Source organism: Christensenellaceae bacterium 44-20, from assembly GCA_041223705.1.
In the GTDB taxonomy this organism is placed as follows: domain Bacteria; phylum Bacillota; class Clostridia; order Christensenellales; family Christensenellaceae; genus QANA01.
Genome location: JBCLQU010000001.1, coordinates 734,356 through 757,835 on the forward strand (window position 1 = coordinate 734,356; position 23,480 = coordinate 757,835).

Annotated in this window: 30 protein-coding genes; 11 read left to right on the top strand and 19 right to left on the bottom strand. The window is 51.1% G+C overall.

Features of this window, described 5'->3' with window-relative positions; translation table 11 throughout:
• Positions 1-65: 65 nt before the first annotated feature.
• From AALG83_03970 to AALG83_04015, 10 genes are all read right to left on the bottom strand, one after another.
• The gene (locus AALG83_03970) at positions 66-569 is read right to left on the bottom strand and encodes a phage N-6-adenine-methyltransferase (GenBank protein ID MEY8382307.1); all 504 of its coding nucleotides are present in this window, start codon (positions 567-569) and stop codon (positions 66-68) included.
• Complete coding sequence (locus AALG83_03975; protein MEY8382308.1) at positions 562-768, bottom strand: hypothetical protein; 207 nt, start codon at positions 766-768, stop codon at positions 562-564. Before AALG83_03975 ends, AALG83_03970 begins: the two co-directional genes overlap by 8 nt.
• The gene (locus tag AALG83_03980; protein ID MEY8382309.1) at positions 765-941 is read right to left on the bottom strand and encodes a hypothetical protein; all 177 of its coding nucleotides are present in this window, start codon (positions 939-941) and stop codon (positions 765-767) included. Before AALG83_03980 ends, AALG83_03975 begins: the two co-directional genes overlap by 4 nt.
• A 196-nt stretch (positions 942-1,137) precedes the next feature.
• A complete protein-coding gene (locus tag AALG83_03985) occupies positions 1,138-1,635 on the bottom strand; it encodes a J domain-containing protein (GenBank protein MEY8382310.1) in 498 nt (165 codons plus the stop codon).
• Positions 1,632-2,381 carry a hypothetical protein gene (locus AALG83_03990; GenBank protein ID MEY8382311.1) on the bottom strand — a complete coding sequence of 250 codons (750 nt, stop codon included), beginning with the start codon at positions 2,379-2,381 and terminating at the stop codon, positions 1,632-1,634. Before AALG83_03990 ends, AALG83_03985 begins: the two co-directional genes overlap by 4 nt.
• Before the next feature lie 33 nt (positions 2,382-2,414).
• A complete protein-coding gene (locus tag AALG83_03995; protein MEY8382312.1) occupies positions 2,415-2,729 on the bottom strand; it encodes a hypothetical protein in 315 nt (104 codons plus the stop codon).
• Between the two features lie 246 nt (positions 2,730-2,975).
• Positions 2,976-3,224 (bottom strand): hypothetical protein, encoded by a 249-nt coding sequence (locus AALG83_04000; GenBank protein MEY8382313.1) that lies wholly within the window; start codon positions 3,222-3,224, stop codon positions 2,976-2,978.
• A gap of 1 nt (position 3,225) precedes the next feature.
• Positions 3,226-3,996, bottom strand: a complete 771-nt coding sequence (locus AALG83_04005) for a phage antirepressor KilAC domain-containing protein (protein ID MEY8382314.1) — start codon at positions 3,994-3,996, stop codon at positions 3,226-3,228.
• 1 nt (position 3,997) lies between these two features.
• Positions 3,998-4,183, bottom strand: a complete 186-nt coding sequence (locus AALG83_04010; protein ID MEY8382315.1) for a hypothetical protein — start codon at positions 4,181-4,183, stop codon at positions 3,998-4,000.
• Positions 4,180-4,365 carry a hypothetical protein gene (locus tag AALG83_04015; GenBank protein ID MEY8382316.1) on the bottom strand — a complete coding sequence of 62 codons (186 nt, stop codon included), beginning with the start codon at positions 4,363-4,365 and terminating at the stop codon, positions 4,180-4,182. The genes AALG83_04010 and AALG83_04015 overlap by 4 nt, the downstream gene beginning before the upstream one ends.
• A gap of 125 nt (positions 4,366-4,490) precedes the next feature.
• Between AALG83_04015 and AALG83_04020 the strand changes: the two genes are divergently transcribed.
• Positions 4,491-4,829 (top strand): hypothetical protein, encoded by a 339-nt coding sequence (locus AALG83_04020; GenBank protein MEY8382317.1) that lies wholly within the window; start codon positions 4,491-4,493, stop codon positions 4,827-4,829.
• A gap of 302 nt (positions 4,830-5,131) precedes the next feature.
• Here the strand turns inward: AALG83_04020 and AALG83_04025 are convergent, their stop codons facing one another.
• Entirely contained in the window at positions 5,132-5,317 is a 186-nt protein-coding gene (locus AALG83_04025; GenBank protein ID MEY8382318.1) for a helix-turn-helix transcriptional regulator, read from the bottom strand.
• Between the two features lie 98 nt (positions 5,318-5,415).
• On the opposite strand from AALG83_04025, the gene AALG83_04030 reads away from it, so the two are divergent.
• On the top strand, positions 5,416-5,631 hold the full coding sequence (locus AALG83_04030) for a helix-turn-helix transcriptional regulator (GenBank protein ID MEY8382319.1): 216 nt from the start codon (positions 5,416-5,418) through the stop codon (positions 5,629-5,631).
• Here the strand turns inward: AALG83_04030 and AALG83_04035 are convergent.
• Together AALG83_04035 and AALG83_04040 are read right to left on the bottom strand one after the other, a co-directional pair.
• On the bottom strand, positions 5,555-6,097 hold the full coding sequence (locus AALG83_04035) for a hypothetical protein (protein MEY8382320.1): 543 nt from the start codon (positions 6,095-6,097) through the stop codon (positions 5,555-5,557). The genes AALG83_04030 and AALG83_04035 overlap by 77 nt on opposite strands.
• 208 nt (positions 6,098-6,305) lie before the next feature.
• The gene (locus AALG83_04040; GenBank protein ID MEY8382321.1) at positions 6,306-6,503 is read right to left on the bottom strand and encodes a helix-turn-helix transcriptional regulator; all 198 of its coding nucleotides are present in this window, start codon (positions 6,501-6,503) and stop codon (positions 6,306-6,308) included.
• A gap of 147 nt (positions 6,504-6,650) precedes the next feature.
• Here AALG83_04040 and AALG83_04045 point away from each other — a divergent pair, with 147 nt between their 5' ends.
• The 6 genes from AALG83_04045 (at position 6,651) to AALG83_04070 (ending at position 11,377) form a co-directional block, all read left to right on the top strand.
• Positions 6,651-7,103, top strand: coding sequence for a helix-turn-helix transcriptional regulator (locus AALG83_04045; protein ID MEY8382322.1), 453 nt, complete (start codon positions 6,651-6,653; stop codon positions 7,101-7,103).
• Between the two features lie 43 nt (positions 7,104-7,146).
• Positions 7,147-7,839: an ImmA/IrrE family metallo-endopeptidase gene (locus AALG83_04050; GenBank protein ID MEY8382323.1), complete on the top strand. Its 693-nt coding sequence runs from the start codon at positions 7,147-7,149 to the stop codon at positions 7,837-7,839.
• 49 nt (positions 7,840-7,888) lie between these two features.
• The gene (locus tag AALG83_04055) at positions 7,889-8,983 is read left to right on the top strand and encodes a site-specific integrase (protein MEY8382324.1); all 1,095 of its coding nucleotides are present in this window, start codon (positions 7,889-7,891) and stop codon (positions 8,981-8,983) included.
• A 256-nt stretch (positions 8,984-9,239) separates the two neighbouring features.
• Positions 9,240-9,887: a flavin reductase family protein gene (locus AALG83_04060; protein ID MEY8382325.1), complete on the top strand. Its 648-nt coding sequence runs from the start codon at positions 9,240-9,242 to the stop codon at positions 9,885-9,887.
• Positions 9,888-10,037: 150 nt separating this feature from the next.
• Positions 10,038-10,304 (top strand): helix-turn-helix transcriptional regulator, encoded by a 267-nt coding sequence (locus tag AALG83_04065; protein ID MEY8382326.1) that lies wholly within the window; start codon positions 10,038-10,040, stop codon positions 10,302-10,304.
• Positions 10,305-10,498: 194 nt separating this feature from the next.
• Positions 10,499-11,377: a DUF1002 domain-containing protein gene (locus AALG83_04070; protein MEY8382327.1), complete on the top strand. Its 879-nt coding sequence runs from the start codon at positions 10,499-10,501 to the stop codon at positions 11,375-11,377.
• 322 nt (positions 11,378-11,699) lie between these two features.
• On the opposite strand, the gene AALG83_04075 is transcribed toward AALG83_04070, so the two are convergent.
• Together AALG83_04075 and AALG83_04080 are read right to left on the bottom strand one after the other, a co-directional pair.
• Positions 11,700-13,301: a VanW family protein gene (locus tag AALG83_04075; GenBank protein MEY8382328.1), complete on the bottom strand. Its 1,602-nt coding sequence runs from the start codon at positions 13,299-13,301 to the stop codon at positions 11,700-11,702.
• A gap of 98 nt (positions 13,302-13,399) precedes the next feature.
• Positions 13,400-14,386, bottom strand: a complete 987-nt coding sequence (locus AALG83_04080) for a D-2-hydroxyacid dehydrogenase (protein ID MEY8382329.1) — start codon at positions 14,384-14,386, stop codon at positions 13,400-13,402.
• Between the two features lie 194 nt (positions 14,387-14,580).
• Between AALG83_04080 and AALG83_04085 the strand changes: the two genes are divergently transcribed.
• From AALG83_04085 to AALG83_04095, 3 genes are read left to right on the top strand one after another with little or no spacing between them, the layout of a single operon-like run.
• The gene (locus tag AALG83_04085; protein ID MEY8382330.1) at positions 14,581-15,096 is read left to right on the top strand and encodes a MarR family transcriptional regulator; all 516 of its coding nucleotides are present in this window, start codon (positions 14,581-14,583) and stop codon (positions 15,094-15,096) included.
• A complete protein-coding gene (locus AALG83_04090; GenBank protein MEY8382331.1) occupies positions 15,089-17,323 on the top strand; it encodes an ABC transporter ATP-binding protein in 2,235 nt (744 codons plus the stop codon). Before AALG83_04085 ends, AALG83_04090 begins: the two co-directional genes overlap by 8 nt.
• Positions 17,320-19,167, top strand: a complete 1,848-nt coding sequence (locus AALG83_04095) for an ABC transporter ATP-binding protein (protein MEY8382332.1) — start codon at positions 17,320-17,322, stop codon at positions 19,165-19,167. The genes AALG83_04090 and AALG83_04095 overlap by 4 nt, the downstream gene beginning before the upstream one ends.
• Positions 19,168-19,255: 88 nt before the next feature.
• Here AALG83_04095 and AALG83_04100 read toward each other — a convergent pair whose 3' ends face one another.
• The 4 genes from AALG83_04100 to AALG83_04115 form a co-directional block, all read right to left on the bottom strand.
• Complete coding sequence (locus AALG83_04100; protein MEY8382333.1) at positions 19,256-20,206, bottom strand: membrane dipeptidase; 951 nt, start codon at positions 20,204-20,206, stop codon at positions 19,256-19,258.
• A 9-nt stretch (positions 20,207-20,215) separates the two neighbouring features.
• The gene (locus AALG83_04105; protein MEY8382334.1) at positions 20,216-20,902 is read right to left on the bottom strand and encodes a gamma-glutamyl-gamma-aminobutyrate hydrolase family protein; all 687 of its coding nucleotides are present in this window, start codon (positions 20,900-20,902) and stop codon (positions 20,216-20,218) included.
• A gap of 690 nt (positions 20,903-21,592) precedes the next feature.
• Complete coding sequence (locus AALG83_04110) at positions 21,593-22,831, bottom strand: glutamate-5-semialdehyde dehydrogenase (GenBank protein MEY8382335.1); 1,239 nt, start codon at positions 22,829-22,831, stop codon at positions 21,593-21,595.
• A gap of 55 nt (positions 22,832-22,886) precedes the next feature.
• A complete protein-coding gene (locus AALG83_04115; GenBank protein ID MEY8382336.1) occupies positions 22,887-23,450 on the bottom strand; it encodes a hypothetical protein in 564 nt (187 codons plus the stop codon).
• Between the last annotated feature and the right edge of the window lie 30 nt (positions 23,451-23,480).

The window sequence follows — 23,480 nt, forward strand, 5'->3', positions numbered from 1 at the left end:
GTTCATCCAGAACGCCCGAAACTTCGCTGCGCATAAACTCCAACCACATGGCATCAGATTGAAAATCACGCACGTTTCTGCAAAGCTCTTCCAAACCAATTAAAAGTTCTTTTTCGTTGCTGCTTTTCATTTGTTCCTCCAAAAATTACCACCATAGACGGAAATGGCGCAGATGAATATTCTTTCCCGGCGTTATCCGTAAATTTGAGCCTGCCTTTTAAGAAGCGTATCTCTGCTTTCCCGTATATGTATTCGTGAAAATATGACGTGTCCGTTCTCGCCGGAATAAGCATTACCACCTTCACGCCCTTTTGCGCTTCTTCATATCCCTTCTGAACCCACTTTTTTAGTTCGCGCCCATATGGAGGATTGCAAAATACTGCGCCACCTGCGCTGCTCCAATCCTGCTGTAAGCCGTCCATTTCTACTGTGTAATAAAGTGGACACTTTTTATTACTGTCATTGGCCGCCGCATCTAATGCAAAGTGGAACTCTTCATCCAGACTATCAAACAGCCATTGAGGCGTACACCATTCCTGCGAATTTGAGGAAAACAGCGCTTTATTCATCCTCTGCTCGCCTTTCTCTCGCCTCTTCATACTTTGCCCGCCATTCCTCGGCGCGTTTGAACCAATACTCTTTCCATTTCTCGGCTTCTTCTATCTTTGCTTGTAGTTCCTTGCGCTCGATTACAAGGTCAAAGATCATGTCTGCCAGCTCGTCCCAGCTTTTCGCTTTAAACGGCCTTTCAATCGTCAGGTTTTTCATTTTCTTCTCCCCCCTATTTCCGTATCCTCTTCTCCATGTTCCCGTTCTTTCAGAATGCGCAAAAACCCATCCTCACCGGGCAGCACTTTCATGCCGTTCGCCTCCAACGCTTGTCTTTTTTCTTTGGGCAGATACGCCGGATCTACCACTCCTATTAAGACATACTCTGTCATTTCTTCCCTCCAAAGGCTGCATAAGCCACCGCCATCCTCTTTTTGATACCTTCCGTTCTGCCAGCGCGCATATTGCCAGACACACCAGCATTGACGCGCACAGTGCAATTAGTGAAATGAGAAAGTCATGCATTGTTCGCCCCCCGTTCTCCCTGCTTGAACATGTTTTCTAATCCATCCCTTCCATTTTTGCGCCTTACCTGCTCTCCATATATTTGAGTGCCGCTTGCACCGTCTCTTGCAGTGCTGCAAAGTCAGCCTCGCTTCCTCCCGTGTCAGGATGGCGTTTTTTCGCCAGCCCCTTGTATCTAGCCTTTATATCTTCGACACTCTCTGGGATTTGCGCAAAGCCAAGATTGCGCAGGCATTCTGGCACTATTACTGGTGGCGGCAAAAACTTCATGCCCTCAAGCCAAGTCTGAAGCTCGTATATGCCCCGCTCTGCCATCCGCGCCAAATCCTCCAAAGACAGAACAATCTGCGCGAAACAGTCCGAGCCATATATCAGCTTTATTCCTCTTGCCTCGGCCTTTTCTTTTGTATGGTCAAAGCGATAAAGCTGTCCCTTTAGCCGGAACTCCACCCATGCACCGTAACGGTCAAAGTTATAGTTATACTCTTCTGCGGCCATCCGCTCCATAACCTTTTGCAGCTTACGCTCATAAACTGCCGCATCAGCATATTGCTTGCTCATTCGTTTATCTCCTCCAGCATCTCGGGCAGTACGGCCTTTGCATATTCGCAAGCAGCCAAATACTGCCTTTCAAACCGTGTTCCGCCGTGTACTGCTTTTACCCGCTCGATGAATCTGTCCATATCGCTGAACCAACACCCGGCTCTGACAAAGAACTTACCGTTCTCGTCAATGAAGAAATATGCGTCCCGCATTTCGCTTCCGATGCGGCCAACCTTCACGAATGTGCCGTTCTTTACTACTCCGCCTTCAAATGTGGTGTTTTTGCCATGAATAAAGAATTGTCCGAACTCGCACCATCTGCCCAGCTCGTTGTAGTCGCCCAGCTCGTTGTAGTCGCCCAGCTTGTTGTAGTCGTCCAACTTGTTGCCGTTGCCCAGCTCGTTGCAGTCGCCCAGCTTGTTGTAGTTGCCCAGCTCGTTGTAGTCGCCCAGCTCGTTGTAGTCGCCCAGCTTGTTGTAGTTGCCCAGCTCGTTGTAGTTGCCCAGCTCGTTGTAGTTGCTCAGCTTGTTGCCGTTGCCCAGCTCGTTGTAGTCGCCCAGCTCGTTGTAGTCGCCCAGCTTGTTGCCGTTGCCCAGCTTGTTGTAGTTGCCCAGCTCGTTGTAGTCGCCCAGCTCGTTGTAGTCGCCCAGCTCGTTGTAGTTGCATCGAAAAACAACCAGCGAGTAATCTCCCTGCGGCAACCGCTTAACCCCATATTCATCCCGACCTATCGCGTCATACTCTTCTTGTGTGAATACTTTCATTTTTCTCCTCCCAGCCGTTACATCGGCCCCAACTTATCTTCTGAAATAATCGCCTACTGAATAACTCTCATATTCCTGCTGAGTGCATTCAAACCAATATTTCACTTCTTTGCCGTTTTTGTTTCCTAACAAACACAACCTATAAGAATCATCGTAACTATACGCATATACTCCATTCTTGTCCCCATTGATAGAGCTATGCCCAGAAGAAAAATCTTTGTCTATCACGATGCCTTCCGAAATTCGGTTGCTTTCATTATGAAGCGCCCATGCAAAGACAGCCGCTATAACGCAAACCGTAACAAGAATAAAAATCGTGATAAATACTCTATTCCATTCAATTTTCATTTTTCTCCTCCCGGCCTTATCGCCTGTATCAATTACTCTGTCTTGTTCGCGGTGCTATCGCAATAGACTTTTTCTTTGTCTGACCTCTGCCCCGCATTTTCTTTTTATCGCATTTTTCCGGCGGGCAGTCTCTTGGTCTCCCCGTGTCATAGCAGTAAAGGCAGGCCTTGAGAGGAGATACTTCATTGCCTAGGCTTCTATAATATTTGCAACCCTTACATGGATTCATTTTCTCGCCGTCCATCGCTATACCGGCTTTTCTTCAATCATCGAAGCCAATGACACGCCTAGCGCCTTTGATATGCCTATCATTTCATAAAGCCGTAGAGTTTCCGGGCGCTTCCTTCTAACGTAATATGTGCTAATGCTCATGCGTCCGGCTATCGCGAGTTCTTGATCGTCTTTATCATTTAAGCTCCTATATTTCTCCATGTTTGCTATGAACATTTTCCCGGGCGTTGGTGTTTTGGGAAATGTTATCTTTACTTTCGGCATATCATCCCGCCCTCTCTCTTAAAAACTTGTTGACGAAAAATTGCTGGCCTTTCCCTGTTACTTTCGTTGTCCTTGTTATCCGAATGCTTCCGTCCCCATTTGTAATTGTCGTTTCCTTTACCTCGAATAAACCCGCTTCCATAGAGCGTTGTGTCGGCATGTTCCGAGCTTCGCCCTTTCGCATTAAGTAGCCGTTCTGGCGTAACCACTCGAATAGCCGCCGCGATCCGATATTTACACCGTTCTGTTTGAGCAGCTTTGCTAAATCGCCAACCAGAATTGATGTTTGAGACGCCGATACGGCATCAGCAAAGAGCACTTTTGGCGCATCTGCCTTGATTTTCTGGTTTAGCTGGCGAATATGCTGTAGCTGCGTTTTAAACAGGGCTTTTGTCTCTTCTGTAGCGTATGGCATATATGTTTCAAGGAAGGTATCTTCGCTCGCCACATAGCCGCCAGTTTTGCGAATGGTGGGCAAAATTTCAGCCGTTACCCACCGTTTAAACTGCTTTGCCCTTGGCATCTTGCTCAAAAGCACAAGGCTATACAGGCCACTCTCATTGATAAGCCAGCCTCCACGCTGCCCCAAACTCGATAACGATTCGTTATTGAGTTTATCTTCATCCCCTACATGATCCATCAACGCTTTGCTCGGGTTGGCATATCCCAATATTGCCGCGACATCCTTTCCCGCAAAATACGGTTGGCCGTCTATCGTCATGGCGCGCACCCGCCCGAACTCTTTATTATCGAAAATCTGCAATTCCTGCATTTTATTTCCCCCTTTTGATACCGCTTCCAAATTCCCGCTTGCCGAGGGCGATTTCAGCTCTTTCAATCTCTATTATTGTTCTGGCGATTTCGCACATGGCGTGCGCATTTTGCTCTTTCGTTCCGTAATCATCTATCTCTCCCAGCTTCTCTAGCTGCTTCATTAAAATTTCTTTCACTCTATTCATCGATCCACCTCCCTGTTTTTCAGCATCTCCAACAAGGCTTCACTAAAATCCAGCACGTCGCGCACGCGCAAGCTTTTGCTTTCTTCACAAATTCTAGTGTGTAGTTCGAGTAGATTGTCGAAAATCTTCTCTCTCCGCTGTCTTGCTAGATCGGTTATGACCATTTTTTCATCTTCTCTCATTTTTCCCTCTCCCCGCCGCCCCTCACGGTCGGCCTTTTATTCCTCTGTTCTTTTCCCACCATTAAACCGCGATTTGTTCCATTTATTAGCATTTAGTGCTATGATTGCAAAAAGGTGGTGTCGGAATGGAATATTTCAAGAAAAAATACCGCGATATTGCTATGCGCGCCATACGTGATTTTGACGACATATTCTTAACAATGAAGCCGAAAGACCTTTATGCTCATGGCCTTCCACATAACATTAATGCGACTCACTTGGTGGACACCTTGCGTTCTATGGGCTTAATCACTTACAAATGGAGCGCTCAAGATGGCATCTATTCAATAGATTTGACAGACATGGGAAGATGTTATTTTGAGTGTCAGCATGATCTAGCCCGCAAAGAAAAGATTGAATGGATACGCTATGCCATCACGACGGCCATCGCTTTAGCAGCATTTATCAAATCATTCTTCTTTTAGCTATTTAATAATTGAAGCAATGAGTGCCGCTATCATAATGCCCCATGTTATGTACCACGCCCAATTTGGCACGCCACCCCTATTATTCATCATTTCATCCTTTCCGCCGCCCCTCATAGGCGGCGATGCTCTAAAAACTAGAAAGAAGATTGACCTAGTTATCAAAAAATATTCTGCTAAAAAAATATCCAACGATGAATGTGGAGATTGATACAATAGCTACAGTCATTTTTACTCCCTCCTACCTCTCTACATTGAGAGGTCTTTTATTGCGCTTTTCGCGCCTTTGTGTTATCCTTTGCCTAGAACAACTCTTCCACGGTGCTGTTCAGAACTTTGGCTATCAGCATAGCGGTATCAGCTTTTGGCATTCTTTCGCCGCTTTCATAACGCTGGTAGCTCATTGTTGTTATCTTGGCTTGCTTTGCAACTTCCACTTGCGTCAAGCCTGTTTTTTGTCGTTGTGCTTTGAGTTTTGTATTGCTCACTGCCCTCCCTCTCTTTCTATTTGCACTACCATTTGGTAATGTATACCTGTATTGTACACTACCATTTGGTTGTTTGCAAGTATTTTTAGGTGAAAACTATGTTTTTTTCTGAACGTCTTTTGGAATTGCGCAAAAGCAGAAATCTCACACAAAAAGATGTTTATTCTGCTGTCGGTTTATCTGCGCTTGGTTATCAACGCTATGAATACGGTCAAAGAGAGCCAGCTTTTCAAAAACTCATCGCCCTCGCTGATTTTTTCGATGTCTCCCTCGATTACCTCGTCGGCCGCTCTGACGACCCTGCTCGGCACTAACTTCATTGCCTCCCTCACAGGAGGCTTTTTGCTTGTCCCTTTTTCCTGTTCTTTGCCTACCATTAAACCGTGCTGTATTCCATTTTTTTACAGAATCCTTCATAATGGCATCATAAAGGAGAATTTTTGCCATGAAGAAATACATTTCTTTTGCCGCTATTGTGATCGCGCTATTTATTGTGTTGACATTGCAGAGCCTTTTCTTTGAGGCGCTGTTTCCTGTGTCTTTCTCGCCTTCACCATCGCCCTCGCCGTCAGTTTCTTCGGCACCATCGCCCAGCGTGAAGCCAACGCCTTCTCTCGTTTCTTCCCCTTCACCGTCGCCCAGTGAAGAGCCGACACCCTTGCCCGATGATACGCCTGTGCCTTCTCCCACGCGCAAGGCTTCTTCAACACGCAGACCTGCGGCTATTTCTACCCCGACACCGACTTCTACTCCAACTCCTACACCGAATCCGACGCCCACGCCGGAACCAGCTGATAAACCCGCGCCCAGGACAGTATGGATCGGGGAAACTGGAAATAAATATCATCGTGAAACTTGTTCCACCTTAAAAGGAAATGGCCGTAGCATTTCTTACGAAGACGCGATCGCACAAGGCCGCGACGCTTGCAAAAGGTGCAAACCATAATCTCCGAATAGCCTTACCTGCCGCCCCTCTCGGGCGGCCTTTTTATTGCGTCTGATAAAACATATCCCACTTGAAGTCTAGAACTTCTGCAATTTTCTTTGCCGTCTGGACAGGCAGCTTGCTTCCTCTGTTGCCCAACTCAATGGCAGAATAGAAACTTTGCGAAATTCCAGCTTTTGCTGCCACTTCTTCTTGTGATAAAGCACTTTTTTCTCTTAGTTCTATCAACCACTCTCTCATTTACGCTTCTCCTTTCTGTTTTATTACTGTTAGTGCTATTTTAGTTCTGTTAAGACTATTTGTCAATACTTTTAGTGCTAAATTTTATGTTTTTCTTTATTTCTTACTACTTTTAGTGGTATAAATAAAGAAAAAGGAATATATTCAATGCTGAACTTGAAACAATTAAGATTAGATCGAAAGCTTACACAAGCAGCCTTAGCCAACGCCCTTGATGTTGCACAAACGACAATTAGTTCCTGGGAACGTGGCGAAAAATCACCAGACCCTGAGACGTTGGTTCGACTAGCCAATTTTTACAATGTCTCTGTTGACTATCTTTTAGGTCATGAAAATAAAAAAGAAGCGCCCCTCCCTGTTCAGATGCTGGGGAAAGACGCTCAAAAGCTCCTTGATATGTATGGTGAGCTGGATAAAGAGAATAAAGAGCAGGTTATGCGCTATGTAACCTCCCTTTATTATGTGGATAGAGCCAATAGGAGCGCACAATACAGCGGCGCGCTGGCCGCATATGAGGGCGGAACACAGCAACACACAGTTTCTAAGGAGGCGGCCGAAAAGGTGCTGCGCCGTCTGGACGATATGGAAAAAAATACATAAAGGATTTTTCTGCTTCTCTGCATAAGTCCTTATCTGTCGATTTATGACAAATAAGGAGGAACAGGAATTGGGAAAATCAGAAATCAGAATTGCAGCATCTTCTTTTCGAAACTCTTTAGCAGGCAAAAAAGCCATGCTCGATACCATGATCGGGCAGATGGCGCAAAGAGGTTGGCGCACCGTCTATTTTGGCGACGATGGCGATGGAGATCAAACTATTAAAGATTTAGAGCTTGAAAATTATGCAAATCTCCATAGCGCTTTTATCTACCAGCCTTTAAAGATTATTTTTCTTAATAAAACGGCCATCGATAAGCCCCGGCATTATGCTCATGAAGTCGCGCACATTGTTTTGACGCACGATCTAGATTCTCTAGCACAGACACAAAACGACGACGAGGCGAACGCTTTCGCCGATCATCTGCTAAAACCACGCTTTAATAAAAATCAAATAATCGCACTTGCCGCAACTGTGGCGCTGGGAGTATCCCTCATTCTTCATATTCCCGGCATCGTCCATCCAAAAGCTGGACAAGCCGCCACGCCTACATCAAATCAATCCGGAATTGCAGATGTTGTTGGGAATCCAAGTGATATTGTCGTTATCACCGCATCAGGCGATAAGTACCATAGGCCAGTTTGCGTCTATGTGCAAAATAAAACGAACACGCAGGAACTTACAAGGGAAAAGGCCGAGGCGCTTCATAAAGAGCCTTGCGCGGTTTGCAATCCGTAATAAAAAAGCCCCTGCTTATGCGGGGGCTTTTCTTCATAAGGGGGAAATTATGGCAAAGGCTAAAAAATTACCTAGTGGGAATTGGCGAGTTTTAGAGTATAGCCACTCCGAGCCAAAAAAAGATAAGAATGGAAGGTTGCTGCTCGACGAAAACGGAAAGGTGAAAATGGCGCGCCGCTATAAATCCTTTACCGCCCCCGATCGCAGAGAAGCAGAATTTATGGCCGCCGAATGGCGAACAAGAAATGAGCGCGCCGCCAACATTAAAAACATTACGCTTAGCGAGGCATACGCCAGATATATCTCTGCTCGCCAGAATGTCCTATCTCCTTCCACCGTCAGAGAATATAAACGCTCCGCTCGCTGCGATTTACAAGGCCTTATGCCTCTTAAACTCAAAAATATTACTCAAGAACTTATCCAGCGCGAGATTGATAGAGAAGCCGCAACACATTCCCCCAAAACCATCAGAAATATGCACGGCCTCCTCGCCTCTGTCCTTGCTTCCTATTTGCCGAACTTTAGGCTTACAACAAGGCTTCCCCAGAAACAAATAGTAACTTATGTTGTGCCTAGCGATGACGATATAAAAAAAGTTATCGCTGCGGCCAAAGGCCGGACAATCGAAAAAGCAATCTTACTTGCCGCATTTGGTTCTCTTCGACGCGGCGAGATTAGCCCGCTCTTATTGAATGATCTGTATGATAACGGCGTAAGCATAAATAAAGATATGGTTCTCGATGAGCATAACAACTGGGTAATTAAGCCACCTAAGACAACAGCCGGGTATAGAAACGTAGATCTGCCCGATGTTGTCATGGATATACTGAGACAAAATATTCCCGAATCAGGGCGCGTCGTGGAAATGGCACCAAGCCATATTACGGATCAATTTTCTACTCTACTTTCCCAAGCCGGAGTAAAGCACTTTCGTTTTCATGATCTCCGGCATTATCAGGCATCTATTTTACATGCTCTTGGCGTGCCTGATAAATACATTATGCAGCGTGGCGGTTGGAGTTCAGATTATACCTTAAAGAAAGTTTATAGGCACGCTATGGAGCAGCAAGGGAAGAAGTTCACTAAAAAGGCCAATAATTATTTCGAAAAAATTTTGCAACACGAAATGCAACACGAAAAATAATTTTTCCTTATTTAATCGCATTTTTAATATATTCTTTACAGGTTCGATTCCTGTCATCCGCACCACGTCGGAACGAGTTTCTCTCGTTCCGATTTTTTATTTGATAAAAATCAGCTGCTCTCTGCACTTTCTCCTTTCCGCAAAAATCTGTGCTGAACTCCGCAGTCCATTGCCCGTCTATCTTTTCATTGCCTGCTTTGCCTTTCTTCTATATAATGAAGCTGAAAGAAACTTTTTGCAGAGGAGAAGAGAGGGCATGAAAAAAGAGTACCGCGCGAAGCCGCAATCCATGAAAAGCATCCCGACCTACGGTTTCTCCTGGGTCGATTTTGTAACGGCCATTCCCTCCCCGCTTTTTGTCGTTACCAGCTATAAATCCAATGGCCTGCCCAATGCCTGTCTGCAATCGTGGGCGACTTTCGTGGGCAGCAGCGAGGATTTTTACTGCATTATGGCCTCTGTCAATCAGGCCGGGCATATGTATCAGACGATCAAAGAGACGGGAGAGCTGGTTCTGAACTTCCCCTCCGCAGAATACTACGACCGCCGCTATGCCACGATTGCCCATAACGGCTTTGAAGACGACGAGATCCGCAAATCCGGGCTGACGGCAGAACCCGCTGCCACAGTTCACGCGCCCAGAATCCAGGAGTGTTTTTTGAATCTGGAGTGCCAGTATCTTTGGGAAAAGGAGCTGTATGAAGGGTCAAGCCACGTCGTCCTGTGCGCTGTCGTCAAAAACGTCTGCATAGACAGCGCCCTTTTTCAGGAGCATACGAGCCGCTATTCGGATCAGGGGTATCTCTATAATGTGCACTACCCCATCAACCCCGAAACCGGCAAAGGCGGCTACGATTGCCTGGCCACTTTAAAGGAAATCGAGCATTCCAAAACTTATTATTGATCCTCCCTGTCCACAAAGAGGGGCAGAATCCATCCGCCCCTCTTTTTAGTTTATCCTTCCATTATCTTGTCATCAAAGCACTGCCCAAACCGATTGTATCCTTCTTTCTTTTATTCCATAATTTTCCATTACCATTCTCGGAGGAAAACTATGGATACTCTTTCTTATGTTGTCGCCTGCAATATTCTCAAACTGCGCGCCAAAGCTGGTCTCTCGCGCCTGGCTCTGGCTTCGGAAGCTGGCATCGGCCAGGATACGCTCCACGATATCGAGCATGCCTGTATCAACTCCAGCGTCAGAACCATCGATAAAATCGCAGACGCTCTTGGCGTCCCTTCCTATCAGCTTTTCGCCGGGTGGTATCCGCCTCATTCCAAGGCCGCGCCGCTCATCGAATTTTTGCTCAAGGCTCTGTAACGCTCACTTTCGCCTTTTCCCCTGCCCTATCCTTGCATCGCCTTCGCCATGCTTCTTGCCCAGAATTCCCTTAACCATGCCGCTTATCCGTCACTTCGTTCATAAATTATTTATGCAATTGTTTCATCTTTTTGGCCGCAGCCCTTGCAGGCTATGTTATAATAGAGAAAAGTCCCATCAGAAAGGATGCTGGTATGTTAAAAAAATTTAGCATATGCGCGATCAGCTTTTTGCTTGCCATCATGTTAGGTTGTGCCCCCGTTTCAGCCGCCGAAGTCGCCGAAGGGGAATCCCGCGTCGCCATTGGCGCAGATCTAACCGCAGAACAGCGCGCGCAAATTTATAAAGACTTCGATCTTTCCGCAGGCGATGTGCCCGAGCTTCTCGTAACCAATCAGGAAGAGCGCCTGTATCTAGAGGGCATCGCGCCGGAAAACAAGATCGGCAGTGTCGCTCTCTCCTGCGTCTATATCCAAACTCTGGAAGAAGGCGAAGGGCTGAATATTTCACTGCATAATGTCAACTGGTGCAGTGAAAATATGTACCGCAATGCGCTCATCACCGCCGGCATTACAGATGCCAGTGTCATGATCTCGGCCCCCTTCCCTGTCTCCGGCACCGCCGCCCTCACAGGCATCTATAAAGCCTATGAGGATATCACCGGCCAAAAGCTGGATGAATCCGCCAAAAAGGCCGCCGCCAGCGAACTGGTCATCACGGGCGATTTGGCAGAGGCCATAGGCAGTGTGGATGCCACTCTGCTCGTCAATGAGCTCAAAGGCATTCTGGATCAAACGCAGAATATGACGGACGATGAAGTCCGCGCAGAGATCTCCGCCATCGCAAAGGATTTGGGCGTGGAGGTGTCCGATTCCCAAGTAGAGCAGCTGCTCCGCCTGTGCCGCGAACTGGAAGGGCTGGATACCGACCAGCTCCAGGAGCGTCTGGAATCCATTGTCGGCGTCATCGATTCCGCCAAGAAGGTGGATACCTTCTTCTCCAAGCTGGGCAAAGATATCCAAAACTTTTTCCAGAGCGTCGGAGACTTTTTCTCCAACCTGTTCAAGAAATAGCCGGCTATGGCCAGCAGAAGCGCCGCCTGTAATTCAGGCGGCGCTTTTCGTTTCTCCGATTGTGTGTCAGCGCGCAGACGGCCGGTATGCCCACCCATTCCTCTTTCCCGCTATAATCTCCCTATCTCCTCCTTTCTGCCTGCCATGGCGTCCTTTTATCCGCCCCATAGCCATGCCGGCTCTGCCCTTCATTTTCTTTCATAAAAATGCTATTCTCCGCCCTTCCTTCTCTGCCGCCTTTCCGGTATCTGCATGCCCGTCCCTTCTTTTCCCGCAATAAAAAAGAAGCAGAATTGCTTCTGCTCCTTTTATTCTATTTGTTCTAGATTGTGTCCCCTGCACCATCTGTCGGCGGCGCATCCGTCTCCGCCGGCGTAGACTCCTGAGGAGGAGCTGTGGGTGTCGGTGTGGGCTGTGGCGTGGGGGTAGGCGTCGGTGTAACCGGCTGCGTAGGCGTCGGCTGCACAGCTCCTGTCCCGACGATTTTCTCTCCCTGCACCGCGTTGTAGGTGGAATTCGCCAAGAACTCCTTTTTCACCAGCTTGCCGTCTTTATAGTAGTGCTTGTAGGAAGCATATTTCGAACCGCTCTTTTCTTTACGCACGATCTGCTCATAGCCTGTGGGCTTAGTGCTGTCCTGCGTAATTTTCATGGCCTTAGGCGCAATCGAGCCGATGTAATCCGAAGTGAGGCGAATCTCGTCATACTCTTCCGGCCAAGCCTCGCCATAAATTTCGATGCGCACTTTCTTGCCCTCTGCCGAGGCAACGATGAAAATATCCGAATTGGTGTTATTTTTCCAGGTAAAGTCGATCGTCCCCGTGTTGATGGTCGCGTCTAGCCCTGCATCCACATATCCAACCTTGCTGGAATGGTTTCTGCGGTAAACGATCTCCAGATCCGCCTTGACGACCGCGTTATAAAGCGTCGTCGAAACCTGGCAAACACCGCCGCCCGCCTGCATTTCCTTATCTGCGCCGCCGTTGATGATCGCCGGCGCCGGCTTCCAGCCGCCCGAATACGTTCTCGGGCCAATCGTGTCGTTCATGGAGAAAGTCTCTCCCGGCTTAATCACCACGCCGTTGATGGCGTTGGTCGCCCGGGTTACGTTGAAAGAGCGGTTGGCATCGCTAGAAGCAAAGGAAGTCTCAAAAACCGATCGCCGGACGATCTTACCCTCAATATCTGCCAGCTTAACCTCCGCCTCCGTCTCCTGCACCGGTGCCTCAACCTGAATCTTCTTTCCCAGCTCAAACGCGCCGCGCAGCTGTTCAATCAGCTCCTGCTCATTCAGCTCCAGGCCGGTTACATCTGCAATGTAGGAGACCTGGCCTTTTTCCATTTTAAACGTCGCGTTCTGCGGCTCCACATTGATCTCCGCCGCCAGCGCCGCAACGTACTCTTTTGCCTTCGCATCTTCCCATTCTACAAGAATCGGGAAATCCCTGCCGTTGGTCTTAATCTCCTCAGCTTCCGCCATCACTTGATCGTAGCTGCCGTCAGCCGAAATCGGCCGCAACGCCCGCGCTAGGGAATCCTCGTAGCTCAGCGTAATCCCCGCCGCAGCCGGAGCAAACGGATAGACCTTATCCTGATAGATGATCTCAACATCCAGCGTGTCTTTGAGCGTCGCATTGTGATAGAGCAGCTCTGCCTGGGCCTCTTCCATCGTCATGCCCGAAATATCGATGCCCCCAACCGAAATGCCCTGCAAAAAGACATCTGTCTGCACAATCGCCAGGCGCTCCTGCTCGCGCTCTTCTTTTTTCGCATTTGCCGAAATCAGAAAAATACCGCCCGCAATCAAAGCCGCAGCGGCAATGCACAACAGCGAAATAATCAGCGGTTTTCTGCTTTTCTTTGCGCCGCCTCCCGGCTCCTGTCCAGCCTGGCCGTCTTCCCTCTTCTTTTCTGTCTCCATCATCCCAGCTCCTATCACGAATTTCCCGCATTTGACTGCTATGTTCTATTATAGTTTACCAAACACCCTGGCGCAATACGCCGAAGTATCCGTTTTGCAAATTATTTGTCATTTTTCGCCATGGCAAAGCCCTGAGCGGGAATCACACTATTTTGGATATTTCCCCGTAAATATTCCCGAACGTTGGAGATCGCGATCTCCACCAGCCGCCTGCGCGTCTCAATGGGAGACCACGCCAGATGCGGCGTCAAAATGCTCCGCTCGTGGTGCGCCAATCTATCGCCCTGGCAGGGCGGCTCGCTGGCCATCACGTCCGCCAGGTAAAACCCGATCCTGCCCTCCTCCAGCGCGGCCAGAACGTCCTCTTCGCGCACAATCTTGCCGCTGGCCGTGTTGATCAAAATCGCATTTTCCCGCATCAGGGCAATTTGCTCAGCCGCAATCATCCCTTCGGTCTGCTGTGTCAGCGGGCAGTGGATGGAGAGCACATCGCTTTGCCTCAGCAACTCTTCCAGGCCGACTTCCCGTACACCCGGCAGATTTCTTGGCGTGCGCGTGTGCGCAATCACCTGCATCCCAAGCGCCTGCGCCGCCCTGGCCATGCCCTGGCCAATCGCGCCCAGCCCCAAAATGCCCATGGTCTTGTGCACAAGCTCGATGAGCGGCTTCTCCCAAAAGCAGTATTTCGGGGAGTTTTCCCATCTTCCCGCCTTCACCGCCTCATTGTGCAGGTGCACATGGTTGCAAACCTCCAGCAGCAGCGCCATGCTGTGCTGAACCACGGCATAGGTGGAATAAGCGGGTATATTCGTAACCACGATCCCCCTCTCCTGCGCCGCCTCAATATCGACAACGTTATACCGCGTAGAAAGCACGCCAATATATCTCATGCCCGGGCAAGCATCCATAACGGCCCTGTGTATCACCGCTTTATTCGTCAGAACAATCTCGCTCTGCCCAATGCGCCTAGCTACCTGCTCTGCCGGCGTCTGGCGGTACTGCCTCGTCTCCCCCAGTTCCGCCAATGCCTCCCAGCCCAGCGGCTCGTTTCCCAGCCCCTCGTCGTCCAGCACGATAATTCTTCTCATATTCCTTCTCCTTCCCGTCTAAAATATGATAGCAAAAAAATTGGAAGGAATCTATCCTTTTCCCATTTGTGAACAAACTGCGACGTTTGGCTGGAATGAATTGACAATCGCTCCTCTCTCCGCTATAATTTGTTAGTCAGCTAATATTAGCTAACTAACTATTTTAAAATTGCTTTCAGAAAGAAGAGAAGCGTATGGAGAAAAAGGAATCCTATCCTCATATTTACCACCTCTTTACTCAAATTATGAAGCTGAGCTTTGCAGAGGCCTTTCCGCATTTTCATGAACTGAATATGCACCCTGCCCAGGCAGAGCTGCTCTATATTCTGTATCAAAATCCGGGAATCACGCAGTCCCTGCTGGCAAAAATGCTCTATATCGCCCCGTCCACTGTTGCCATTTCCCTCAACCGCCTGGAAGAATCCGGCTATATCTATCGGGAAAAGGGGGCGGATAAACGCAAGAGCTTGGTATTTCTAACAGATCAGGGTGCCCAGCTCGTGGATGCCATTGATGCGCTGTTCCGCCAGCTGGATCAACAGTTTACGGCGATGCTGGCGCCCGATGAAATCGAACTTCTCTCCTCCCTGCTTCATAAAATCCGCGATGGCTTTGCGTTTAGCCGCATGAGCGCGTGCAAAACCGCCTCTGCCGAGCCAATCCCATCGCTGCAAGATATCATCATTCAGAAAGGAACAAGAAATGTCTAAACTACTGAAATTTCTAAAACATCATCTGTTTCCTGTGCTCCTCGTATTGGTGCTGCTCATCGCCGAGGCATTTTGCGATCTTGCCTTGCCGACGTATACATCCGAAATCGTCAATACAGGCATTCAGCAAAGCGGCATAGAAGAGCCCGTCCCAGCTGTGCTCAGCCAGGAGAGCTATTTCCTGCTTTCCAGCCTTCTGCCCTCCGATCAGGTTGGGATTATGGAGCATTATGTCCGCTCAGAAGATAAAAATAGGCTGCCCAAATCACTGCAAAGCATGTCCAGCGATGTGCAGGCATTCTACCTGCTCAAAGATCTAAGCGAAGAGGAGCTTTCCAGCCTGGAATCCGCGCTCTCTCATCCCATGCTGCTTTGCATGGCCATCTCCGGCGATATGCAGGCAGAGGGCGAAAACGCAGATTATGCCCAAAACCTGTTCGATGGCGATCTCCCCATCCCGGAGGGCGTCGATCCCCAGCAGTTCTTCGCCTCCCTGGATCAGGCCAGCAAAGACGCTTTTCTGGCAGAAATCTATCAAAAGTTCGATGAACTGCCCGAGACCATTCTCTCGCAGATTGGCATTCTCTTCGTGCAAAATGAATATGAGAATCTTGGCATCGATCTGGGCAAAATTTCCAACCGCTATATTCTGATCTCCGGCGCAAAAATGCTGGGTCTGGCCCTAACCTCTATGGCCTGCACGATTGCCGTATGCTATCTGGCCGCTTTCATCGCCTCCAGCGTGGGAAAAGAACTGCGGAGCAATGTGTACCGCAGGGTGCTCTCCTTCTCGAATGAGGATATCGAAAAATTCTCCACGGCCTCGCTCATTACGCGCACCACCAACGATGTAACCAATGTTACGATGGCCATCGTCATGCTGCTGCGCATCGTCTTCTATGCGCCCATCATCGGCGCCGGCGGCATCGTCAAAGTGTTCGGAACCAGCTCGGGTATGACCTGGATCCTCGCCGTGGCCGTCGGCATCATCTCTCTCGTGATGGGCACTGTCTTTGCCGTCGCCATGCCCAAATTTAAGGGAATGCAGAAACTGGTAGATAAGCTCAACCTCGTCTCCCGGGAAATTCTAACCGGCCTGAGCGTCATCCGTGCCTTCGGGACACATAAGCACGAGGAAGAACGCTTCGATCAGGCCAATACAGCCCTCATGAAGAACGGCCTGTTTATCAACCGCACCATGTCGCTCATGATGCCTCTGCTCATGCTCCTGATGAATGGCATCGCGCTGCTCATCGTCTGGAACGGCGGCCACAGCATCGATGCAGGCCTGCTGCAAGTCGGCGATATGATGGCGTTCATCCAGTATACCATGCAGGTCATCATGGCATTTTTGATGATCACGATGGTCTCCATCATGCTGCCCCGGGCCAATGTCTCGGCCGAGCGCATCGACGAGATTTTAAGCTGCGAGCCTTCCATCGCCGAGCCGCAAAAAGCCCTGCCCATGGCGGCAGATCAAAAAGGCGTTGTGGAGTTTCGCGATGTCAGCTTCCATTATCCGGACGGCGACGAGGATGTGCTGGAGCATATCAGCTTCACCGCCCGCCCCGGCGAGACAACCGCAATCATCGGTAGCACGGGCAGCGGCAAATCCACGCTCATCAACCTCATCCCGCGGCTCTACGACACCACCGGCGGCAAGGTGCTGGTGGGCGGCGTAGAGGTTTCCCAGCAGAGCCTGCAAGCACTGCGGGAATCCATCGGCTTCGTGCCGCAAAAGGGTCTGCTGTTCTCCGGAACGATCGAGTCCAATATCAAGTTCTCGGATGAATCTCTCAGCGACGAAGCCATGAAAAAAGCCGCCTCCATCGCCCAGGCGACAGAGTTTATCGAGAGCAGTTCTCTCGGCTATTCCCGCTCCATCGCCCAAGGCGGAACCAACGTCTCTGGCGGGCAGAAGCAGCGGCTTTCCATCGCCAGGGCGCTTGCAAGCGATCCGGATATCCTCATTTTTGATGATAGCTTCTCTGCCCTGGATTACCGCACAGACGCCGCGCTGCGCAGGGCCATCAAGGAGAATACGGATAACAAGACGGTCATCATCGTGGCCCAGCGCATCAGCACCATCGCCAACGCCGAGCAGATCATCGTCCTGGACGACGGCAAAGTCGCCGGAATAGGCACGCATCGGCAGCTTCTGGATTCCTGCGATGTCTATCGCCAAATCGCTCTATCTCAGCTTTCAGAGGAGGAACTTCAAAAATGAGTGAAAAGAAAAGATCGTTCGGCCACCCCGGCGGCGGCCACGGCCCTGGCGGCCATATGCGGGCAGGCGAAAAAGCAAAGGATTTTAAGAGCTCCATCAAAAAGCTCTCCCGCGTGCTCTCGAGATACAAATTCAGCTTGCTTCTGGTGGTCGTCTTCGCGGCCGCCGGCGCAGTTTTCTCCATCATCGGCCCCAAAGTGCTGGGCAACGCGACAACCGAAATCTTCAACGGCCTGGTCTCCAAAATCTCGGGCGGCGCGGGCATCGATTTTGGCAAAATCGGCAGGATTTTGCTGACGCTGCTCGGCCTGTATCTGGCCAGCGCACTGTTCTCCTTTATCCAGGGAGTCATCATGGGCAATGTCTCGCAGAAAGTCTCCTATGGGCTGCGCCGGGATATTTCCATTAAAATCGAAAAACTGCCCATGAGCTACTACGATAAGCATACCTACGGCGAAACGCTCTCGCGCATCACCAACGATATCGATACGCTGACGCAGAGCATGAACCAGAGCATGAGCCAGGTGATCTCATCCATCTGTACGCTCGTCGGCGTGCTGGCCATGATGTTCTCCATCAGCTGGTCCATGACGCTGCTGGTCATCGTGCTGCTGCCCATCTCCTTGGCGCTGGTCATGCTCATCGTCAAAAAATCCCAGAAGCATTTCCGCGCACAGCAGGAATATACCGGCCATATCAACGGCCATGTGGAAGAGGCCTATGGCGGGCATAACGTCATCAAGCTGTTCAATAATGAGCAAAAGAGCATCGAGGAGTTTGATGCGCTCAATCATACCCTCGCCTCTGCGGCGCGCAAATCCCAGTTCCTCTCGGGCATCATGATGCCCATCATGAGCCTGGTGGGCAATCTCGGCTATGTCGGCGTCTCGATTCTGGGCGGCATTCTGGCCATGCAGGGCTCCATCACCGTCGGCGAGATCCAGTCCTTCATCCAGTATGTCCGCAGCTTCACGCAGCCCATCAACCAGATCGCGCAGATCACCAACCAGCTGCAATCCACAGCGGCGGCGGCCGAGCGCATCTTCGAATTTCTCGAGGAAACCGAAGAGCCCTCTTCCATCCAAAACCCCGCCTCCACGCAGAATATCCAGGGGCATGTTGCGTTTGAAAACGTACACTTCGGTTATAGCGAAGATAAGATCATCATCAACGATTTCTCCGCAGATATCGCCGCCGGCAAAAAAATCGCCATCGTCGGGCCGACGGGCGCCGGCAAAACCACAATGGTCAAACTGCTCATGCGGTTCTACGATGTCAATAGCGGCCGCATTCTAGTCGATGGCGTGGATATCCGCGATTACGATCGGACGCAGCTGCGCCGCTGCTTCGGCATGGTTTTGCAAGATACCTGGCTCTTTTCCGGCACCATCATGGAAAACATCCGCTACGGCAATCTGAATGCCACGGATGAGCAGGTCTACGAGGCGGCCAAAGCTGCCCGGGTCGATCGCTTTATCCGCACGCTGCCCGGCGGCTATCAAATGGTGCTCAATGAAGAGACGGGCAACGTCTCCCAGGGGCAGAAACAGCTGCTCACCATTGCCCGGGCCATGGTCGCCGATCCCAAAATTCTGATTTTGGATGAGGCCACCAGCTCCGTCGATACCCGTACAGAGATCCTCATTCAGCAGGCGATGAACAACCTGATGCAGGGCCGCACGAGCTTCATCATCGCCCACCGCCTTTCCACCATCCGGGATGCGGATCTGATTCTGGTCATGCGGGACGGCGATATCGTCGAGCAGGGCAGCCACGAAGAGCTTCTTAAGAAAAACGGTTTCTATGCCGAGCTGTATAACTCCCAGTTTGAAAAGACGGCATAGCCCAAAAAGAGCTTGCAGATTTGCAAGCTCCCTTTCGTTCAAATGAAAAAAAGAGAGCCAATCTTCGGCTCTCTCTTTTTATTTCCCCTTATCCCATCCGCGCCCGGATCACCCGCAAAATGTTTTCATGCGTGATTTTGTCCAAATCCGCCTGCGTATAGCCCCGGCGGCGGAAAATCTCCAGAAGCTTCGGAATATGCCGCGCGCTGTAAAAATCCGAAAGGTGCGCATCTTCCTCATCCATATAATCCGCGAAGTCAAAACCCAGGGCGACATGCTCAATGCCCATTTTTTCGATCATATAATCCATATGGTCGGCCAGCCGCTCCATATTCCAAAGCGGCTGCTCCTGCTGCACAAATTCCGGGTATGCGTTTAACCCGACGACGCCGCCAATCTCCCGAATAAACGCCAGCTGATCGTCCTTCAAATTCCGCGGATGTGGGCAAAGCGTGTAGGAGTTGGAATGCGATGCCATGATGGGCTCTTTGACGATCTTTGCAATGTCCCAAAAGCTCTTTTCATTGATGTGCGAAACGTCCAGAATCATCCCCAGCTCTTCCACTCTCCGAACCAGCGCAGCTCCCGCCTGCGTCAGCCCGCGCCCGGGATCACCCTTCGCGCCGCTGGCCAGCGCATTGTCCTCGTTCCAGGTCAGGCTGACTTCCCGCATCCCCAGCTGATAGAACACCTCGATCATCGCGATTTCCTCGCCGATATAGCAAAGCCCCTCGCTGCCCAGCATCAGCGCCAGCTTTCCCTCCTGCGCTGCATCCAAAAAATCCTGCGCACATCTGGCCACCGCGACGATCTGCCGATTGTCGTTCAGCTCTGCGCTCATGCTCAAAAACATGCTGCGCGCCTTCCTATGCAAAAGCTCCTCGCTTTGATAGGGGTTGATAAACAGCGGCGCAAACATGCCGGTAACGCCGCCCTCTTTCAGCCTTTCGCTGTGGTTTTCCGAGATCGCGCTGCGGCTGCCCCCAGCGCGCCGGTTGTCTACGTCCATAAACAGATCCGAATGAATATCAAATAACATACTGCCCTCCTAAAGCATCGCCGCAAAGGCGTCGAATACCGCTTGTGCCCTGCTGTCCCTTTCTGCCATCATCTCCGGATGGAACTGAACGGCATAGCAGTTTCTCGCCGGATCCTCCATCGCCTCGATGATGCCGTCCCCCGCTCTGGCCGTCACGCAAAACCCCGCCGCAACCGTATCCACCGCCTGATGGTGAAAACTATTGACCATGGCGCGCCGTCCCAAAATCCCTTCCAGCCAGCTTCCCAGCTCAATTTCAATCTCATGGGAAGGCAAATAGCGCTCGCAGGTCTGGTCGTGCCCGAAAATCTGCGGGCCTGCGCTTAAAACGTCCTGCAAAAGCGTGCCGCCAAAATAGACGTTCATCAGCTGAATCCCCCTGCAAATGCCCAGAACCGGCTTTTTCTGTGCCATCGCCGCCTCCAGGATTTTCATCTCGTATTCATCCCGCATCCCGTCCACTTTGCCCAAATTCCGATGGGGCTGCTGTCCGTAATAGCTCGGCGCAATGTCGTATCCGCCGCTTAAGAGCACGCCGTCCATGCGGGAAACCTGTTCCCAAATCGCCTGCCCATCTGTGGTTACGGGCAGCAAAAAAGGCAGCGCGCGCGCCCGGATCACCGCCTCTGAATATTCTCTGCTAATCCCGGATCGGTATTCATCCGTCCGGGAACAAGTAATGCCGATTGTTTTCATGCCCCTGCCTCCTGTTACATTTATTCGCTGCCGCCTGCGCTTATTCCTTCCATGTTTACAAGACTCTTGCAGGATGCCCCAAAAAGTTTTATACTTACGATCATATCTTCTTTATTTTACACAGCAGGAGGAATCAAAATGCCAGGACCAGGAGGAAGAGGCCCGGGAGGGCCAAGAGGCGGCATGGGGCCGGGTGGATTTGGAAGGCCATCGCCAGGAGGGCCCCGCGCCGGCGTTTTCGGGCCGAGAGGCGGCGGGCCTAGGCCGGGTCCCGGCGGCTTTCATGGCGGCCCGGGGCATCATGGCCCAGGCGGTTTTCACGGCGGCCCCGGGCATCATCACGGCCCCGGCATGCCTCCTCCGCATCACCATGGCCCTCGCTGGGGCTTTGGTTTTGGCCCGCGCCCAGGCGGTTTCTGGGGGCCGCCCCGGCCTCCGCGTCCCCCGCGCCATTACTACGGCGGCGGTGGCGGCGGGTGTGGCTGCCTCATCGCCATTTTTGCTTTGCTGATCATCGCAGGGCTGGTCTTTTCTTTGAGCAGCTGGGGCTGGTGGTTTTAACCGCCAGTCTTTTCTTTCCCTGGCCGCGTTTGCTCTGGCAGTGCGGCCTTTTCTTTTGAGAAAACATGGAATCCCATTTCGCCCAGATCAAAAAAGGCGCCGCTGCTGCCGCGCCTTTTGCTGTCTCTTCTATCGAATTTGCCCTGTGCCTCTGACGACATATTTGTAGCTCGTCAGCTCTCTGGGCCCCATCGGGCCTCTGGCGTGAAGCTTTTGCGTGCTGATGCCGATTTCAGCGCCAAAGCCAAACTCTTCGCCGTCTGTAAAGCGCGTAGAAGCGTTGACGTAAACCGCCGCCGCATCCACATGCCCTGTGAAGTAATCCGCGCTGGCCGAATCTCCCGTAACGATGCACTCTGAATGCCTCGTCCCATAATCATTGATATGCCACACAGCCTGCTTCACATCTTTCACCACTTTGACTGCAATAATATAATCGAGAAACTCCGTGCGGTAATCCTCCTCGGAGGCCGGCAGCGCCCCATAGCGCTGGCAGAGCGCATCCCCGCGGATCTCCACGCCCTTCTCCCTCAGCGCCGCAAAGATTCTGGGCAAAAAGGCATCTGCAATGCCCTCGTGCACGAGCAAATTCTCGATCGCATTGCAGACCGAAGGCCGGGATGTCTTTGCGTTGATGATAATGCGCTCCGCCATCTGCAAATCCGCACTCTCATCGACATACACATGGCAGTTGCCCACGCCCGTCTCGATCACGGGAACTGTCGCGTTTTTCACCACCGCCGCGATCAGCCCCGCGCCGCCTCTTGGAATGAGCACGTCCACCAGATCGTTCATGCGCATCATTTCGTTTGCCGCTTCTCTGGAAGGATCGGCAATCATCCCGATGGCCTCACTCGGAAGCCCTGCCGCCGCAAGCGCCTCTTTCAGCACCCCGGCAATGGCCAGGTTAGAGCCCAGCGCATCGCTCCCGCCTTTTAGCAGCGCCGCATTGCCCGTCTTGATGCAGAGCGCCGCCGCATCCGATGTTACGTTGGGCCGCGCCTCATAGATGATCCCGACAACCCCAAACGGCACTCTCCTTTTCTCTATCCGAATGCCGCTCTGCGCTGTCCACTCTTCCAAAACCTCTCCCACAGGGTCTGGCAGCGCGATCACCTTGCGGATCCCTTCTGCCATGCCGGCAATCCGCTCTGCCGTCAGCGCCAGCCGATCCAGCATTGCCTGGCTCGTCCCCCTTTGCCGGGCTGCCTCCAGATCCTGCGCGTTGGCAGCCAGAATCTCCTGCGTATGATCCAGCAGAGCCTGCGCCATTTTCTCCAGCGCCGCGTTTTTCTGCTCTTCTTTTAAAATTCCCAGTATCTCGCTGGCCCGCTTTGCCTGCTCTGCCAGCTTCCTAACCTGCTCCATCTCCCGCTCCGCCTTTTTTTGTTTTCTATTATTATAGCGGAGCGGCGCGCCTATTTCAATGCTGGCCTTGCATAAAAACCTGGTAAGGCGCCAGAAAACTCTTGGCCGCGTTTGCATCGGCGAACACTTTGCCCGCCAGCAGCGCTTCCTGATCCTCTGCCGACAGCTGCTCCACCCGAATCCGAATGCGCTGTACCTCCTCAAAATTCTCTTCAAATGCTGTGCACTGCTTGAGCACAACTTCCTCCCCTTCCAAATAAGCCAGAATGTGGCTTGGGCAGTAGCAAGGGTATTGCTTTTGCAGGATTGCCTGATCGGGAGAGAACTTTTTCACCGCATAGCCCGGAAATTCTTTTGCCAGCTGCTCCTGTGTCAGCCCAATATAGCGGCGCGCATCTGCCTCCTGCTCCATATCGTGCCCGCAAAGAGCGTAGTGATAGCGCAGGGAAACTTCCGCGTGAAATGTGAGCGTCTCGCCGTCCGTTCCCGCCTCCTCCGCCAGCATGCCGGGCTGCCGCCTGGCGTATAAAAACCCCGTAACGGCAACTGCCAAAAAAAGCACCGCCGTAATCCATCTGCGCTGCCTGTATTTGCTTTTGTTCGTCTCTTTGTGCATCATAAAACCCCTCCGGAGTGATCCTTTGGGGTT

Excerpts from the sequence above, each read along its gene's own strand:
- AALG83_04015 (MEY8382316.1), bottom strand. The coding sequence starts at position 4,365 with ATGAGAGAAGATGAAAAAATGGTCATAACCGATCTAGCAAGACAGCGG.
- AALG83_04085 (MEY8382330.1), top strand. The coding sequence starts at position 14,581 with ATGGAGAAAAAGGAATCCTATCCTCATATTTACCACCTCTTTACTCAA.
- AALG83_04000 (MEY8382313.1), bottom strand. The coding sequence starts at position 3,224 with ATGCCGAAAGTAAAGATAACATTTCCCAAAACACCAACGCCCGGGAAA.
- AALG83_04030 (MEY8382319.1), top strand. The coding sequence starts at position 5,416 with ATGTTTTTTTCTGAACGTCTTTTGGAATTGCGCAAAAGCAGAAATCTC.
- AALG83_04010 (MEY8382315.1), bottom strand. The coding sequence starts at position 4,183 with ATGAATAGAGTGAAAGAAATTTTAATGAAGCAGCTAGAGAAGCTGGGA.
- AALG83_04080 (MEY8382329.1), bottom strand. The coding sequence starts at position 14,386 with ATGAGAAGAATTATCGTGCTGGACGACGAGGGGCTGGGAAACGAGCCG.
- AALG83_04065 (MEY8382326.1), top strand. The coding sequence starts at position 10,038 with ATGGATACTCTTTCTTATGTTGTCGCCTGCAATATTCTCAAACTGCGC.
- AALG83_03980 (MEY8382309.1), bottom strand. The coding sequence starts at position 941 with ATGACAGAGTATGTCTTAATAGGAGTGGTAGATCCGGCGTATCTGCCC.
- AALG83_04090 (MEY8382331.1), top strand. The coding sequence starts at position 15,089 with ATGTCTAAACTACTGAAATTTCTAAAACATCATCTGTTTCCTGTGCTC.
- AALG83_04005 (MEY8382314.1), bottom strand. The coding sequence starts at position 3,996 with ATGCAGGAATTGCAGATTTTCGATAATAAAGAGTTCGGGCGGGTGCGC.
- AALG83_04055 (MEY8382324.1), top strand. The coding sequence starts at position 7,889 with ATGGCAAAGGCTAAAAAATTACCTAGTGGGAATTGGCGAGTTTTAGAG.
- AALG83_04115 (MEY8382336.1), bottom strand. The coding sequence starts at position 23,450 with ATGATGCACAAAGAGACGAACAAAAGCAAATACAGGCAGCGCAGATGG.
- AALG83_04020 (MEY8382317.1), top strand. The coding sequence starts at position 4,491 with ATGGAATATTTCAAGAAAAAATACCGCGATATTGCTATGCGCGCCATA.
- AALG83_04045 (MEY8382322.1), top strand. The coding sequence starts at position 6,651 with ATGCTGAACTTGAAACAATTAAGATTAGATCGAAAGCTTACACAAGCA.
- AALG83_04060 (MEY8382325.1), top strand. The coding sequence starts at position 9,240 with ATGAAAAAAGAGTACCGCGCGAAGCCGCAATCCATGAAAAGCATCCCG.
- AALG83_04095 (MEY8382332.1), top strand. The coding sequence starts at position 17,320 with ATGAGTGAAAAGAAAAGATCGTTCGGCCACCCCGGCGGCGGCCACGGC.
- AALG83_04100 (MEY8382333.1), bottom strand. The coding sequence starts at position 20,206 with ATGTTATTTGATATTCATTCGGATCTGTTTATGGACGTAGACAACCGG.
- AALG83_03970 (MEY8382307.1), bottom strand. The coding sequence starts at position 569 with ATGAATAAAGCGCTGTTTTCCTCAAATTCGCAGGAATGGTGTACGCCT.
- AALG83_03990 (MEY8382311.1), bottom strand. The coding sequence starts at position 2,381 with ATGAAAGTATTCACACAAGAAGAGTATGACGCGATAGGTCGGGATGAA.
- AALG83_04040 (MEY8382321.1), bottom strand. The coding sequence starts at position 6,503 with ATGAGAGAGTGGTTGATAGAACTAAGAGAAAAAAGTGCTTTATCACAA.
- AALG83_03995 (MEY8382312.1), bottom strand. The coding sequence starts at position 2,729 with ATGAAAATTGAATGGAATAGAGTATTTATCACGATTTTTATTCTTGTT.
- AALG83_04105 (MEY8382334.1), bottom strand. The coding sequence starts at position 20,902 with ATGAAAACAATCGGCATTACTTGTTCCCGGACGGATGAATACCGATCC.
- AALG83_04075 (MEY8382328.1), bottom strand. The coding sequence starts at position 13,301 with ATGATGGAGACAGAAAAGAAGAGGGAAGACGGCCAGGCTGGACAGGAG.
- AALG83_03975 (MEY8382308.1), bottom strand. The coding sequence starts at position 768 with ATGAAAAACCTGACGATTGAAAGGCCGTTTAAAGCGAAAAGCTGGGAC.
- AALG83_03985 (MEY8382310.1), bottom strand. The coding sequence starts at position 1,635 with ATGAGCAAGCAATATGCTGATGCGGCAGTTTATGAGCGTAAGCTGCAA.
- AALG83_04050 (MEY8382323.1), top strand. The coding sequence starts at position 7,147 with ATGACAAATAAGGAGGAACAGGAATTGGGAAAATCAGAAATCAGAATT.
- AALG83_04110 (MEY8382335.1), bottom strand. The coding sequence starts at position 22,831 with ATGGAGCAGGTTAGGAAGCTGGCAGAGCAGGCAAAGCGGGCCAGCGAG.
- AALG83_04070 (MEY8382327.1), top strand. The coding sequence starts at position 10,499 with ATGTTAAAAAAATTTAGCATATGCGCGATCAGCTTTTTGCTTGCCATC.